This is a genomic window from Stenotrophomonas maltophilia, from assembly GCF_004920835.1.
Classification (GTDB): Bacteria; Pseudomonadota; Gammaproteobacteria; order Xanthomonadales; family Xanthomonadaceae; genus Stenotrophomonas; species Stenotrophomonas maltophilia_AQ.
Genome location: NZ_QFHO01000021.1, coordinates 49,741 through 63,889 on the forward strand (window position 1 = coordinate 49,741; position 14,149 = coordinate 63,889).

General features: G+C 67.5%; 12 protein-coding genes. All 12 read left to right on the forward strand.

From position 1 onward, the window contains the following. Positions 1–15: 15 nt before the first annotated feature. The gene (locus tag DI041_RS14820) at positions 16–519 is read left to right on the forward strand and encodes a pilus assembly protein PilP (protein ID WP_046984284.1); all 504 of its coding nucleotides are present in this window, start codon (positions 16–18) and stop codon (positions 517–519) included. A gap of 21 nt (positions 520–540) precedes the next feature. Further along, positions 541–2,508 carry a type IV pilus secretin PilQ gene (locus DI041_RS14825; RefSeq protein WP_046984283.1) on the forward strand — a complete coding sequence of 656 codons (1,968 nt, stop codon included), beginning with the start codon at positions 541–543 and terminating at the stop codon, positions 2,506–2,508. A gap of 189 nt (positions 2,509–2,697) precedes the next feature. Then, positions 2,698–3,723 carry an AAA family ATPase gene (locus DI041_RS14830; RefSeq protein WP_136639484.1) on the forward strand — a complete coding sequence of 342 codons (1,026 nt, stop codon included), beginning with the start codon at positions 2,698–2,700 and terminating at the stop codon, positions 3,721–3,723. Positions 3,724–3,731: 8 nt separating this feature from the next. After that, on the forward strand, positions 3,732–4,661 hold the full coding sequence (locus tag DI041_RS14835) for a DUF58 domain-containing protein (RefSeq protein WP_136639483.1): 930 nt from the start codon (positions 3,732–3,734) through the stop codon (positions 4,659–4,661). After that, positions 4,658–5,107: a DUF4381 family protein gene (locus tag DI041_RS14840; protein WP_136639482.1), complete on the forward strand. Its 450-nt coding sequence runs from the start codon at positions 4,658–4,660 to the stop codon at positions 5,105–5,107. Before DI041_RS14835 ends, DI041_RS14840 begins: the two co-directional genes overlap by 4 nt. Continuing rightward, entirely contained in the window at positions 5,104–6,108 is a 1,005-nt protein-coding gene (locus tag DI041_RS14845) for a vWA domain-containing protein (RefSeq protein ID WP_136639481.1), read from the forward strand. The genes DI041_RS14840 and DI041_RS14845 overlap by 4 nt, the downstream gene beginning before the upstream one ends. Continuing rightward, entirely contained in the window at positions 6,105–7,940 is a 1,836-nt protein-coding gene (locus DI041_RS14850) for a tetratricopeptide repeat protein (RefSeq protein ID WP_136639480.1), read from the forward strand. The genes DI041_RS14845 and DI041_RS14850 overlap by 4 nt, the downstream gene beginning before the upstream one ends. Continuing rightward, the gene (locus tag DI041_RS14855) at positions 7,937–9,652 is read left to right on the forward strand and encodes a BatD family protein (protein WP_136639479.1); all 1,716 of its coding nucleotides are present in this window, start codon (positions 7,937–7,939) and stop codon (positions 9,650–9,652) included. The genes DI041_RS14850 and DI041_RS14855 overlap by 4 nt, the downstream gene beginning before the upstream one ends. Before the next feature lie 57 nt (positions 9,653–9,709). Then, the gene (locus DI041_RS14860; RefSeq protein ID WP_046984276.1) at positions 9,710–11,029 is read left to right on the forward strand and encodes a dicarboxylate/amino acid:cation symporter; all 1,320 of its coding nucleotides are present in this window, start codon (positions 9,710–9,712) and stop codon (positions 11,027–11,029) included. A 214-nt stretch (positions 11,030–11,243) separates the two neighbouring features. Next, positions 11,244–13,241 carry a transketolase gene (gene tkt / locus DI041_RS14865; RefSeq protein WP_136639478.1) on the forward strand — a complete coding sequence of 666 codons (1,998 nt, stop codon included), beginning with the start codon at positions 11,244–11,246 and terminating at the stop codon, positions 13,239–13,241. A 307-nt stretch (positions 13,242–13,548) separates the two neighbouring features. Next, positions 13,549–13,827 carry a type II toxin-antitoxin system RelE/ParE family toxin gene (locus DI041_RS14870; RefSeq protein WP_136639477.1) on the forward strand — a complete coding sequence of 93 codons (279 nt, stop codon included), beginning with the start codon at positions 13,549–13,551 and terminating at the stop codon, positions 13,825–13,827. Positions 13,828–13,838: 11 nt separating this feature from the next. Beyond that, positions 13,839–14,144, forward strand: a complete 306-nt coding sequence (locus DI041_RS14875) for a HigA family addiction module antitoxin (protein ID WP_046984273.1) — start codon at positions 13,839–13,841, stop codon at positions 14,142–14,144. Positions 14,145–14,149: the final 5 nt, after the last annotated feature.

Sequence of the window (14,149 nt, forward strand, 5' to 3'; positions counted from 1 at the left end):
TTTGCACGCTGTGGGATGGTTGCCGCGGTGCTGCTGCTGGCAGCCTGTGGCCGTGGCGTGACCAGCACGCCGGGCGATGCGCCGAACCTGGAAAAATGGGTGGAGGGCGAGCGTGCCCGGCCGGCACAGCCGCTGGAGCCGCTGCCGGTGATGCAGCAGTTCGAGACCTTCGAGTACTCCGCGCAGGGCCTGCGCGATCCGTTTACCGATGCCTGGACCAATCCGCAGGGGAGCGGTGGGTTGCGGCCGGATCCGAACCGGCGCAAGGAGCCGCTGGAAGGCTTCCCGCTGGACGCGCTGGACATGGTCGGTACCATCGGCACCGGCAGCGGTACCGTTGCGCTGGTGATGGGGCCGGACAAGGTGACCTACCGGGTACGCCCGGGTGGCTACCTGGGGCAGAGCGACGGACGGGCCACGGCGGTCTTCGAGGACCGCGTGGAGCTGATCGAACTGGTGCCGGATGGCGCGGGTGGCTGGCTGGAACGGCCGGCAACGCTCTCGCTTGAAGATCAATGATCGTTTACTGGGGATAGCACGATGACCTTTCACCAAGCCAAGGGGCTGCGTCCCATCCGGCGCTCTACCTTGAACCGTGTCAGCGCGTTGGGAGTCGCGCTGATGCTGGCCTGCGCTCCGGCGCTGGCCGCCGCACCGGCAGAGAAGCCGGTGGGCACCACCGTGGCACCGGCCGCGGCGCCGGCCGGCCTGTCGGTCGCCAAGATCGATTTCAAGCGGGGCGATGATGGCGCGGGGCGCCTGATCGTCCAGTTCGATGGCCAGGGCGCGATCCCAGACCTGCGTACGCAGGGCAACAGCGTGGTGGTTGATGTCGGCAATGCCCGCCTGCCGGCCAACCTGCAGAAGCCGATGAACGTCATCGACTTTGCTACGCCGGTGCAACGCATCGACGCCAAGCCGTCCGGGGCCGGTACCCAGCTGGTGCTGAGCACCGGCGGTGCGGTCGAATCGCTGGCCTACCAGAGCGGCAACGAGTACGTGGTCGAGATCAGCCCGCGGCAGGCCCCGGCCGCCGTCGGTGCGGTTACTGCCGGCAGCGTGACCCAGGCCGCCAAGGCCGTCGGCCAGCGCGGCTTCACCGGCAAGCCGGTGACCTTCAACTTCCAGGACGTGCCGGTGCGCACCGTGCTGCAGTTGATCGCCGAAGAGTCCAACCTCAACGTGGTGGCGTCCGATTCGGTGCAGGGCAATGTGACCCTGCGCCTGGTGAATGTGCCGTGGGACCAGGCGCTGGACATCGTGCTGCGCGCCAAGGGCCTGGACAAGCGTCGCGACGGCAGCGTGATCTGGGTGGCGCCGCAGGCCGAACTGGCCAAGTTCGAGCAGGAGAAGGAAGACGCGCGCATCGCCATCGAGAACCGCGAGGACCTGGTCACCGACTACGTCCAGATCAACTACCACAGCGCCACCCAGATCTTCAAAGCACTGACCGAAGCCAAGGGCATCGGCGGCGGTGGCGGTGGTGGCGCAGGTGGCGGTGGCGGTGGGTCGTCGCAGGAGGAAAGTGGCTTCCTGTCCGGCCGTGGCCGCATCGTCGCCGACGAGCGCACCAACACGCTGATGATCAGCGACATTCCGAAGAAGATCGCGCGGATGCGTGAGCTGATCAGCGTGATCGACCGCCCGGTCGACCAGGTGCTGATCGAAAGCCGCATCGTCATCGCCACCGATACGTTCGCACGTGAGCTGGGTGCGCGGTTCGGCATCAGCGGCAGCCGCGACAATGCCTACTTCAGTGGCAATCTGGAAGCCAACCGCGATACCCGCAAGTCGCAGGTCGAAGCCGATGCGGCCAATGCCAAGGCGTACCGCGACTGGCTGGCCGGCGGCAGCACCGGTCCGGCGCCGGTGCCGGTGGGTTCGGCGATCACCCGTGGCCTGAACTGGGCCATGCCGGCGGCATCGACCAACCCGGCAGGCTCGCTGGCACTGTCGATCCTCAATGCCGGCTACCTGCTGGACGTGGAGTTGTCGGCCATGCAGGAAGAGTCGCGTGGCGAAGTGATCTCCAACCCACGCGTGGTCACCACCAACCAGCGCGAGGCCCTGATCAAGCAGGGTAAGGAAATCGGCTACGTGACCATCAGTGCCGGTGCGGGTGGTGTCGCCACGCCGAATGTGCAGTTCAAGGAAGTGGTGCTGGAGCTGAAGGTCACCCCGACCATCACCAACGACAACCGCGTGTTCCTCAACATGCAGGTGAAGAAGGATGAAGTGGATCGGCTGATCCAGCTGGAAGGCTACGGTACCGTGCCGTCGATCAACCGCCGCGAGGTCAACACCGCCGTGCTGGTCGAGGACGGGCAGACCGTGGTCATCGGTGGCGTGTACGAGTTCACCGATCGCAACAGCATCAGCAAGGTCCCGTTCCTGGGTGACGTCCCGTTCCTCGGCAACCTGTTCAAGAAGCGTGGCCGCAGCAAGGACAAGGCCGAGCTGCTGGTGTTCGTGACCCCGAAGGTGCTGCGCGTGGCCAAGCAGAACTGAGCCATCGCAACCGGCAACACGAAGAGGGCCGCCCTGTGCGGCCCTTCTTCGTTTGGCCCCCCGTTCACGCATATGGCCGGTAGATCCACGCCATGCGTGGATGCTGTTCAGCCGTTCTTGATGCCATTCGCAGGGCACCCTGCGATGATGTCGGGAACCCGTGCCGTCCTGCGCCGGTCAAAGGCCCCCATGAACCTGCCACCGCCGATGCCCGAAACCGTCTCGCCGCCGCCCGCGCCGGCCATCTCCCGCCTGCATGCCGCTTTCAGCCAGCTGCGCGACGCATTGTCGGCCGAGATCGTCGGCCAGGCCGCGCTGGTCGAACGCCTGTTGATCGCGCTGCTGGCCGACGGTCACCTGCTGGTGGAAGGCGCCCCCGGTCTGGCCAAGACCACTGCCATCCGCGCGCTGGCCGCGCGCCTGGAAGCCGACTTCGCCCGCGTACAGTTCACCCCGGACCTGTTGCCGGCCGACCTGACCGGCACCGAGATCTGGCGCCCGCAGGAAGGCCGCTTCGAATTCGTGCCCGGCCCGATCTTCCACCCGATCCTGCTGGCCGATGAAATCAACCGCGCACCGGCCAAGGTGCAGTCGGCATTGCTGGAAGCGATGGGTGAGCGTCAGGTCACCGTGGGCCGCCACACCTACGCGTTGCCGTCTCTGTTCCTGGTGATGGCCACGCAGAACCCGATCGAGCAGGAAGGCACCTTCCCGCTGCCAGAAGCACAGCTGGATCGCTTCCTGATGCACGTGCGCATCGGCTACCCGGACCAGGCAGCCGAGTCGCAGATCCTGCGCCTGGCCCGCGAGCGCGCCCGTGGCGCGCTGGGCGAGTCGGCACCGGTACCGGAAAAGCTGCCGATGCAGGATGTGTTCGATGCCCGCCGTGAAGTGCTGGACCTGCACATGGCGCCGGCGCTGGAACGCTACCTGATCGAACTGGTGCTGGCCTCGCGTGATCCTTCGCGCTATGACGCCGGCCTCGGCCGCCGCATCGCCTGGGGTGCGAGCCCGCGTGGCTCCATCGCACTGGAGCGCTGCGCGCGTGCGCGCGCCTGGTTGGCGGGCCGCGACTTCGTCACCCCCGATGATGTGCGCGCGGTGGCCGCCGACGTGCTGCGCCATCGCGTGCTGCCCAGCTACGAAGCCACCGCAGAAGGCTGGGACGGCGAGCGCCTGGTGCAGGAACTGCTGGCACGGGTGCCGGCACCCTGAGCCTGCGCATGATCGATCCATCCCTGGAACCCACATCCAACGTCAGCGATGGCGACGGGCTGCGGCCGCAGCTGTCCGAGCTGGTGGCGCTGCGCCGCCTTGCACAGCGGCCCCCGCCGCCGCGACGCGGCCGCGCCGGCAATGCCGGGCAGGCGCCGTCACCGCTGCGCGGACGTGGCATGGAATATGCCGAGTCACGCGAGTACGTGGCCGGTGACGACGCGCGGCATATCGACTGGCGGGTGACCGCGCGCACCGGGCGCGCCCACACCAAGCTGTTCCAGGCCGAGCGCGAACGCGTCAGCTTGATCGTGGCCGATACTTCACCGGCGCTGTATTTCGGCACCCGTGTACGCTTCAAGTCGGTGCAGGCCGCACGCGCCGGGGCTGTCGCCGCGTGGTCAGCGCAGCGTCGCGGCGACCGCGTGGGCGCCCTGCGTGGCAGTGATCGTGAGTCGCCCATCGCACCCGCAGGCGGGCCGCGCGGCGTGCTGCGCGTGCTCGATGCGCTTACCCGCTGGTATGCGCAACCACCCGCGGACGATCTCGGCCTTGAGCGCGCGCTGGATCATGCGGCCCGCGTGCTGCGCCCGGGTGCGCGCATGCTGGTGCTGGCCGATCCGCAGCAGGCCATCCGTATTCCGCCGGCGCGCTGGAGCGCGCTGGCCCAGCATCACGACCTCAGCCTGGTGCTGCTGGTCGATCCGCTGGAGCTGCAGCCGCCATCGGCCGCGCTGCAGTTCCAGACGCTGCAGCAGCGCATTGGCCTCGACCTGCGCCGCAGCGAGGTACAGGCGCATTGGCAGGCGCATTTCGTTGAACCGCTGCAGGAGCTGCGGCGTCAGCTCGGTGCGCGCCGTGTCGACGTGCAGGTGTTGTCCACCGATGCGCCCAGCGATGCCTGGCTGGCACCGTCGCCGACCGAGGTGCCGGCATGAGCGCCAACCTGCCGCTGCGCGATGTGCAGCTGCCACCGCCACCATCATGGTGGCCACCGGCACCGGGCTACCTGATGATCGGCAGCGCGTTGCTGCTGGTGCTGTTGGTGGTGGCTGTGCTGGGGTGGCGCCGCCGCCGTCGTCACCAGCGCTGGTTGCAGCTGTTCGACCAGGAGTTGGCTGCGAGCCACGACGCCGCTGCGGAACTGGCGGCCATTGCGGGACTGCTGCGGCGTGCCGCCCGCCATGCGCGTCCGGGCAGCGAGTCGCTGCGTGATGAGGCCTGGTGGCAGCGCGTGGATCCGCAGGGCACATTGCCGGAAGCACGCCGAAGCCTGTTGGCCGAAGGTGCCTATCGCCCACGCGTGGACGTCAACGAGGTGGCCGCAGTGCGCCGCTGGGCGCGCGAACGCTACCTGGCGCTGCTGCTGGAGCGCCGCCGATGAATGTGCTGGCGAGTTACTGGCCGTGGCCGGACCTGCAGCTGGCGTGGCCGCTGGCGTTGCTGGCGCTGCCGCTGCCATTGCTGATGCATTGGTGGAAACGCCGTGCCGATCCGGGCGCGGCGCTGCGCGTGCCGTATGCGGCCACTGAACTGGAAGCGCTGGCCGGTGGCGGCCGCGTAGATGTGTCATGGCTGCGCACGCTGCTGCTGTGGCTGGGCTGGTGCGCGTTGTGCGTGGCGCTGGCGCGTCCGCAGCAGTTGGGTGAGGCGATCACGCCGCCGCAGGAAGGCCGGCAGATGATGCTGGCGATGGACGTGTCCGGCAGCATGGGCGAAGGCGATATGGTGCTGGGCGGACAGGCGGTTGATCGCCTCACCGCAGCCAAGGCCGTGCTGGCCGACTTCCTTGACCGTCGAGCTGGCGACCGCATCGGCCTGCTGGTGTTCGGTGACCGCGCTTACACGCTGACGCCACTGACCGCCGACCTGGCCAGCGTGCGCGACCAGCTGCGCGACAGCGTGGTCGGCCTGGCCGGCCGCGAGACGGCCATTGGCGACGCCATCGGCCTGGCGGTGAAGCGGCTGCGCAGCCAACCCGAAGGCCAGCGCGTGCTTATCCTGCTGACCGATGGCGTGAGCAATGCCGGCGTGCTGGAACCGCTGCGCGCGGCCGAGGTGGCGCGCGCGGAAGGCGTGCGCATCCACACCGTGGCCTTTGGTGGTGACGGCAGCATGCGCCTGTTTGGTATTCTGATTTCCGCCGACCAGGATCCGGTCGACGAAGCCACGTTGAAGAAGATCGCCAACATGACCGGCGGCCAGTTCTTCCGCGCACGTGACACCGCACAGCTGGCCGGCATCTATGCCGAGCTGGACCGGTTGGAGCCGATCGCGGCGAAGGGTCCGAGCCTGCGCCCGCGCGAGGAACGCTATGCGTGGCCGCTGGGCCTGGCCTTGCTGCTGGGCGCATTGGCCTGGTTGTGGCCGGAGCGTCGCCGATGATCGCGTTTGCTTCGAATTTTCCTGACTGGAACGCGCTGCACTTCCTGCGTCCGGAATGGCTGTGGGCGTTGCTGGCGCTGCCGCTGATCCTCGCGGTGGCGTTGTACCGGCAGCGGCGCAGCGACGTGTGGCGGCACGCGGTGGATGCGCACCTGCTGCCGCATCTGCTGGCGGCGGGCACCCGTCGTCGTGCGCGCCTGCCGTGGGCGCTGCTGCTGGGCTGGACGCTGGCTGCGTTGGCGATGGCCGGGCCAAGCTGGCGCCAGCAGGCGCAACCGATGTTCCAGGCCAGCGCACCGTTGCTGGTGGTGCTGGACCTGTCCAGCCGGATCACTGCCACCGACCTGCCGCCCTCGCGCCTGCTGCAGGCGCGGGCCAAGGTGGGTGAGCTGCTGCGCGCGCGCCAGGGCGGGCAGGTCGGCCTGGTGGTGTACGCCGACGACGCTTACACCGTGGCGCCGCTGACCGATGACGGCAGCAATGTCGCGCTGTACCTGGATGCCTTGTCGCCCGATGTGATGCCGCGTGATGGCCAGCGCGCCGACCGTGGCATCGACTGGGCGACCCGGCTGATGCGGCAGATCGGTGCATTGCGCGGGCAGATCCTGCTGGTGACCGACCAGGCCGACGGCGAAGCCGGATTGGCCGCAGCACAGGCCCGCGGTCTGGGCATGCAGGTGTCGGTGCTGGGCCTGGGTACGCCAGCCGGTGCGGCCTATCGCGACGGCAGCGGTCAGATCCGCCAGGCCGCACTGGACGAAGCCAGCCTGCGCGCGGTGGCCACGGCCGGCGGCGGACGCTATGCGCGCATTGCCGCCGATGACAGCGATCTGCGCGCGTTGGGCGTGCTCAATGTGCGTGAGGGCACGACGGCGGAGCGGCCGGGCGAGGGCAGGCAATGGCGCGATGAAGGTTTCTGGCTGCTGCCGCCCCTGATGCTGCTGGCGCTGTTGGCGTTCCGTCGCCGTGCATTGCTGGCTGCCGTACTGGCAGTGGGCCTGCTGCCATGGATGGGCGAAGTGCAGGCGCAGGCGCCGTCGGCCGCCACGCCGCAGCCGATACAGGGCACGCTGTGGAAGCGCAGCGACCAGCTGCAGCATCAGCGCCTGGCCGACGGCGTGCAGGCGTACCGCAATGGCGACTTCGCCGGTGCGCGCAAGCAGTTCGAGGGCATCGACAACGATGCCGGTTGGTACAACCTGGCCAACGCACTGGCACGCCAGGGCAACTACGACGAAGCCATTGCCGCCTACGATCGCGCATTGGCGCTGCATCCGGGCATGGCCGATGCGGTGGCCAACCGTGCGGTGGTCGATGCCGCGCGCAAGCGCAAGTCATCCGGTGGCCAAGGCCAGGATCAGCAGAAGCCACAGCAGAGCGGCCAGCAGAAGCAGAACGATTCGCAGGGCAAGCAGAATCCGCAGGGCCAGCAGCCGCAGCAGGGCCAGCAGAATCCCGGCCAGGGCCAGCCGCAGTCGGGCCAGCAGGGCCAGCCCAAGCCGGATGACGACAAAGCGCAGCCGAACCCGCAGCCCGGCGAGCGTGGCCGCGATGGCCAGCAGGCACCGCCGCAGGTGGAAGATGCCAAGGCGCAGGCACAGGCCGATGAACAGCAGCGCCAACGCATGCAGCAGGCGATGCAGCAGGCACGCGAGGGCAAGGCCGACAAGGACGGCAAACCGGTACCGGGCAGCGATGGCGCCACGCCACGCCAGCGCGAGGAGCAACAGGCGGTGGAGGCGTGGATGCGGCGTGTGCCGGATGATCCGGGCGCGTTGCTGCGGGCCAAGTTCCAGCTGGAAAACGAACGCAGGAAGAAGGAAGGGCGATGACGCGGGCGATGAACATGCATGGGCGCTGGCCGCTGCGGGTACTGGCGGCACTGCTGCTGTGGCTGCCGCTGCTGGCGTGGGCGCAGCCGCGCGCCTGGCTCGACCGCGACCGTGTTGCTATGGGCGATACGGTCACCCTCAACGTCGAGAGTGACCAGGGCGCACCCGACTTCAACCCGCTGCGTACCGACTTCGACCTCAGCGGACAGACCAGCAGCCGCCAGGTGGAGTGGAGCAACGGCGCCATGCAGCAGCGCAATCTGTACGGCGTGGCGCTGACGCCGCGTCGCAGTGGTGCGCTGGTCATTCCCGGCCTGCAGGTAGGCAGCACGCGGACCGCGCCGCTGACCCTGCAGGTGGACGCCGCCACCGTTGCCGGTCCCGACAGCAACGCGATGGCCTTCATCGAAACCGTTGTCGATGATCAGACGCCCTACGTGCAGCAGAGCGTAGGCGTGGTGGTGCGGCTGTACTTCGCCTCGCAGCTGGCGTCCGGCGAACTGGTGCTGGATACACCGGCCGGCGCGTCGTTGCAGCGGGTGGGCGACGACAGTACCGACGTGCGCCAGGTCAACGGCCGCCGTTACAACGTGGTCGAGCGCCGCTTCCTGCTGATCCCCGAGCGCAGCGGTGCACTGCGGCTGGCCGGTGCGCGCTTCAACGGGCGTAGTGCCGGTGGGTTCTTCGATGATTTCTTCGGCGGCGGCGATGGCCGCATGAATGCCACCGGCGCCGACCGCACCCTGCAGGTGCAGGCCCAGCCGGCACAGGCGCCGCAGCCGTGGCTGCCGCTGCAGAGCCTGCAGCTGCGCTACACCAGCGCGCCGACCAGTGCGCGCAGCGGGGAAGCCGCCAACATCGTGGTCGAAGCGATTGCCGAAGGCGCGACCCGTGCGCAGTTCACCGATCTGCCGGTGCCCGAGGTCGGCAGCAACGCGCAGGTCTTCGCCGAGCCTGCGCAATATGAGGAGACCTTCAACGGCAGTACGCCGCGGCTGAAGATCACCCGCCGCTATTCGATCGTGCCGCGCCAGCCGGGTTCGCTGGTGGTGCCGGGGCCGCGCCTGCCGTGGTGGGACGTGCGCAATGGCAAGGCACAGGAAGCGCGCCTGCCGGACCTGACGCTTGCCGTCGCAGCGGGCAACGGCGGAAGCAATGCGTCGCCTGCGCCCTTGCCACCGATCGACACCGATGCGGCGCTGCCCGGTGCCGATGGACAGGACAGCCGCATCGCGGCGACCGATCCGCGCGCCAGTGGCCTGTCCGAACGGCCCTGGCCGTGGGTGGGGGCTGTCATCGGCCTGGCGTTGCTGTGGCTGCTGACCCTGCTGTGGGGGTGGCAGCGTGGCCGTCGCCCGCGCGTGGCGGCGCCGGTAGCGGGGCGCTCGGCTGTGCCGGTTGTGGCGAGCGGACGTGCTGGTCTGGCCGAACTGCGCCGCGCGCTGGATGGCGAAGGTTTCGAGCAGGTTGAAGCGCAACTGTGTGCGATGGCCGGTGTCGAACGTATCGAGCAGGTCATCGACCGCCTGGCCGAGCCGGCCCAGCGTCAGGTGCTGCAGGACCTGCAGCAGGCACGCTGGGGCGGGCAGGGCGACCTGGCGTCACTGCGTACCCGCCTGCGCGAGGCCTTCCGTGACGGACCGCACTGGTCGGCGGCTGCGGGCACCGCTGACACTGGCCTTGCGCCGCTGTATCCGCCACGGCGAACCTGAACCAGCGCCGCTTGCGCGCTTTGTTAGAGTGCATTCATTTTTCGAGGAAACCCCCGTATGACAGCAGCTGCTGCCGACAAGAAGAAGTTGCCCCTGCATTGGAAGATGGGCATCGGCTTCGCGATCGGCCTGGTCCTGGGACTGATCGTGCACGCCCTGGGTGGCAGCGTCGATGGTCTGCAGGCCGGTGCCAAATGGGTAATGGACTACATCACCACCCCGGCTTCGGGCCTGTTCCTCAACCTGATCTTCATGCTGATCGTGCCGCTGATCTTCTCGGCGCTGATCATGGGTGTGTCGGAGATGGGCGACATCCGCGCCCTTGGCCGCATCGGCTGGAAGACGCTGGCCTACACCGTGCTGCTGTCTGGCATTGCAGTGGGTATCGGCCTGGTTCTGGTCAACCTGCTCAAGCCCGGTGCCGGCGTCGACCCGCAGGTCGCGGCGATGATGCTGTCGGAGAACGCCGAGCGCAGCAAGGAGATCGTTGCTGGCATCCATGGCACGCCGAAGGGCATGGACATGCTGCTGTCTATCGTGCCGAGCAACGTGCTGCAGGCCGCGTCCGACAATGGCGCGATCCTGTCGCTGATGTTCTTTGCGCTGATGTTCGGCATTGGCATGGTGCTGACCGACAACGAGAAGGTCGCCCCGTTGCGCCGCGCCATCGAAGGCGTGTTCGAAATCTCGATGACCCTGATCAACCTGGTCATCCGCCTGGCGCCGTACGCGGTGGCCTGCTTCATGTTCAACCTGGCCGCACTGTTCGGCTTCGAGCTGATCATCCGCCTGGGCGCCTACGTGGGCGTGGTGGTGCTGGCACTCGGCCTGCACATGGTGGTGACCTACGGTACGGCCGTTTGGCTGTCCGGCCGTTCGCCGCTGTCGTTCTTCCGTGATACCCAGGAAGCCACGGTGATGGCGTTCTCCACCGCCTCCAGCAATGCCACCCTGCCGACCGCGCTGCGCGTGGCCGACCAGATGGGCCTGCCGCAGCGGGTGTCGCGCTTCGTGCTGACCGTGGGTGCCACCGCCAACCAGAACGGCACCGCGCTGTTCGAGGGCGTGACAGTGATCTTCCTGGCCCAGTTCTTTGGCGTGGACCTGAGCATCGGCCAGCAGATCATGGTGATGGCCGTCTGCATCCTCGGTGGCATCGGCACCGCTGGCGTACCGTCCGGCTCGCTGCCGGTGGTGGCGATGATCTGCGCCATGGTCGGCGTGAACCCGCTGGGCATCGGCCTGATCCTGGGCGTGAACCACTTCCTGGACATGTGCCGTACCGCGCTGAACGTCACCGGTGACCTGGCCCTGACCACGCTGGTGGCCAAGGGTGAAGGCCACGACGGCCCGGCGCTGACACCGCACAAGGACTGATTCGGGAGCCACTGCTGGCGACCTGATCGGGGTCGGAGCCCTTTCCTTGCGGAAAGGGCTCCGACCCCTTTTCACATGCGGAATCCGGCGGAGATCATGAAGTGCCGGCCAGCGGCCGGCACCTACCAGGCACGTTGGACTGACCCCCGCCCGACGACTATGGGACAATAGGCCGCCCGCACGTCCGCGGCCGCCTCCCGATTCCGACAGAACCATGACGCAGCCTACCCGTCGCCAGTTGGCCAACGCCATCCGCTTCCTTGCCGCCGATGCGGTTGAAACCGCAAAGTCCGGCCACCCCGGCATGCCCATGGGCATGGCCGACATTGCCGAAGTCCTCTGGAACGACTATCTCCGCCATAACCCGAGCAACCCGCACTGGTTCAACCGCGACCGTTTCGTGCTGTCCAACGGCCACGGTTCGATGCTGCAGTACGCGCTGCTGCACCTGAGCGGTTACGACCTGCCGATCGAGCAGCTGAAGCTGTTCCGCCAGCTGGGCAGCCACACCGCCGGTCACCCGGAACGCCACGAGACCCCGGGCGTGGAAACCACCACCGGTCCGCTGGGCCAGGGTTTTGCCAATGCCGTGGGCTTCGCCCTGGCCGAGAAGCTGCTGGCACAGCGCTTCAACCGCCCGGAGCTGGAAGTGGTCGACCACCGCACCTGGGTGTTCATGGGCGATGGCTGCCTGATGGAAGGCGTGTCGCATGAAGCGGCGTCGCTGGCTGGCACCTGGGGCCTGCACAAGCTGGTCTGCTTCTGGGACAACAACCACATCTCCATCGACGGCAACGTCGAGGGCTGGTTCACCGACAACACCCCGGAGCGTTTCGAGGCCTATGGCTGGAACGTGGTGCGTGATGTCGACGGCCACGACCCGGAAAGCATCAAGGCCGGCATCGAGGCCGCGCTGTCGCAGAGCGACAAGCCGACCCTGATCTGCTGCCGCACCACCATTGGTTTTGGTTCGCCGAACAAGGCGGGCAAGGAATCCAGCCACGGCGCACCGCTGGGCAAGGACGAACTGGAAGCCACCCGCAAGCAGCTGGGTTGGGAATACGGCCCGTTCGAGATCCCGCAGGCGATCTACGACGGCTGGCGCGCCAATGGTGCTGGCACCCTGCGCCAGGCCGAGTGGGAGCAGCTGTTCGACAAGTACGCCAGCCAGTACCCGGGCGAAGCCGCCGAACTGACCCGCCGTTCGCACGGCGACCTGCCGGCCGACTTCGTTGCCAAGGCCGATGCGTACATCGCCCAGGTGGCCGCTGAAGGTCCGACGATCGCCTCGCGCAAGGCCTCGCAGCTGGCCATTGAAGCCTACGCGCCGCTGCTGCCGGAAATCGTCGGTGGCTCGGCTGATCTGGCGCACTCCAACCTGACCCTGTGGAAGGGCAGCAAGTCGGTCGCCAGCGACGACGCCAACGCCAACTACGTGTACTACGGCGTGCGCGAGTTCGGCATGACCGCCATCGCCAACGGCCTGGCCCTGCACGGTGGTTTCATTCCGTTCGACGCCACCTTCCTGGTGTTCAGCGACTACGCCCGCAACGGCGTGCGCATGAGCGCGCTGATCCCGGCCCACGCCATCCACGTCTACACCCACGACTCGATCGGCCTGGGCGAAGACGGCCCGACCCACCAGCCGGTGGAGCACCTGGCCGCTCTGCGCTACATCCCGAACAACGACGTGTGGCGCCCGTGCGATGCGGTCGAGTCGGCCGTGAGCTGGAAGGCTGCGATCACCCGTCAGGATGGTCCGAGCTGCCTGGTGTTCAGCCGCCAGAACCTGCCGCACCAGCCGCGCGACGCTGAGCAGATCGCACAGATCGAGCGCGGTGGTTACGTGCTGGCCGATGCTGCCGGCACTCCGGACGTGATCCTGATCGCCACCGGTTCGGAAGTCTCGCTGGCGACCGAAGCGAAGGCTCAGCTGGATGCGGCCGGCCTGAAGACCCGCGTGGTCTCGATGCCGTCCACCGATGTGTTCCTGCGCCAGGATGCGGCCTACCGCGAATCGGTGCTGCCGAACGCCGTGCGCAAGCGCGTGGCCATCGAAGCTGGCGTCACCGGTTTCTGGCGCCAGTTCGTCGGCCTGGACGGTGCGGTGATCGGTATCGACACCTTCGGCGCTTCGGCCCCGGCCGACCAGCTGTACAAGCACTTCGGCATCACCACCGCGCACGTGGTGGAAGCCGCCAAGGCGCTGTAAGCAGCCCGGCAGTGAGATGAAGGAAAGGCCGGCGCACGCCGGCCTTTTCTTTGGTCGAGAGAAAAGGGGATGGAGGAGATTAAGTTGTTTGTGCACAAACGACTTAATCCCCTCCGTCAGTTTTTTTCGTCCGGCATGTTCCGCCCGACGGCTCCGGTGTCGCGTTGGCCTCTTCATCTGACCTGCGTTCTCTGCGAAAAGGAGGGCCTGCCGAGGCACCGCCAGAAGTAGGCATGGACAGGAAGAGCAGCGCAGGATCCCATGTTGGATTTGCGGAGTGTAAGGTGATGCCTTACAATGATGCCGCGTGATCGTCAGCTTCAGGCATAAGGGCCTGAAAGCGCTCTATGAGCGGGGCGACATTTCGGGAGTCCGTGCCGATCATGTCGCTCGATTGCGGCGTTTGCTTGTGCAGTTGGATCAAGCCCGGCTGCCTGGAGACATGGGGCTGCCCGGAAATCGCCTGCACCCTCTGCGCGGAAGCTATAGCGGCTACTGGGCTGTAAGTGTCTCGGCGAGTTGGCGATTGGTGTTCCGCTTTCGTGGGCTCGACGTCGAACTGGTCGATTACCTTGATTATCACTAGGAGCCTGCTCGATGCCGTTGCATGATCCGCCGCATCCCGGAGAATCGCTGCGCGAAGACATCCTGCCGGCGATCAGCATGTCGATCAGTGCGCTGGCGCAGCATCTTGGCTATTCCCGCGGACAGTTGTCGACCATCATCAACGGGCACGCCGGCATTTCCGCGGAACTCGCATTCCGCCTTGAGCTTGCGGGTCTGGGCAATGCCCGCATGTGGCTGGCGATGCAGGCGGCATACGACCTGTGGCAGGTCGAGCATCGAGCGCATCCACCCATTGCCCGCCTGTACCTTGAGGATGCAGTGAGGATAGGGCAGTAGATGCA

Coding starts and splice junctions, on each gene's coding strand:
- DI041_RS14820 (WP_046984284.1), top strand. CDS start 16: ATGGTTGCCGCGGTGCTGCTGCTGGCAGCCTGTGGCCGTGGCGTGACC.
- DI041_RS14825 (WP_046984283.1), top strand. CDS start 541: ATGACCTTTCACCAAGCCAAGGGGCTGCGTCCCATCCGGCGCTCTACC.
- DI041_RS14830 (WP_136639484.1), top strand. CDS start 2,698: ATGAACCTGCCACCGCCGATGCCCGAAACCGTCTCGCCGCCGCCCGCG.
- DI041_RS14835 (WP_136639483.1), top strand. CDS start 3,732: ATGATCGATCCATCCCTGGAACCCACATCCAACGTCAGCGATGGCGAC.
- DI041_RS14840 (WP_136639482.1), top strand. CDS start 4,658: ATGAGCGCCAACCTGCCGCTGCGCGATGTGCAGCTGCCACCGCCACCA.
- DI041_RS14845 (WP_136639481.1), top strand. CDS start 5,104: ATGAATGTGCTGGCGAGTTACTGGCCGTGGCCGGACCTGCAGCTGGCG.
- DI041_RS14850 (WP_136639480.1), top strand. CDS start 6,105: ATGATCGCGTTTGCTTCGAATTTTCCTGACTGGAACGCGCTGCACTTC.
- DI041_RS14855 (WP_136639479.1), top strand. CDS start 7,937: ATGACGCGGGCGATGAACATGCATGGGCGCTGGCCGCTGCGGGTACTG.
- DI041_RS14860 (WP_046984276.1), top strand. CDS start 9,710: ATGACAGCAGCTGCTGCCGACAAGAAGAAGTTGCCCCTGCATTGGAAG.
- tkt (WP_136639478.1), top strand. CDS start 11,244: ATGACGCAGCCTACCCGTCGCCAGTTGGCCAACGCCATCCGCTTCCTT.
- DI041_RS14875 (WP_046984273.1), top strand. CDS start 13,839: ATGCCGTTGCATGATCCGCCGCATCCCGGAGAATCGCTGCGCGAAGAC.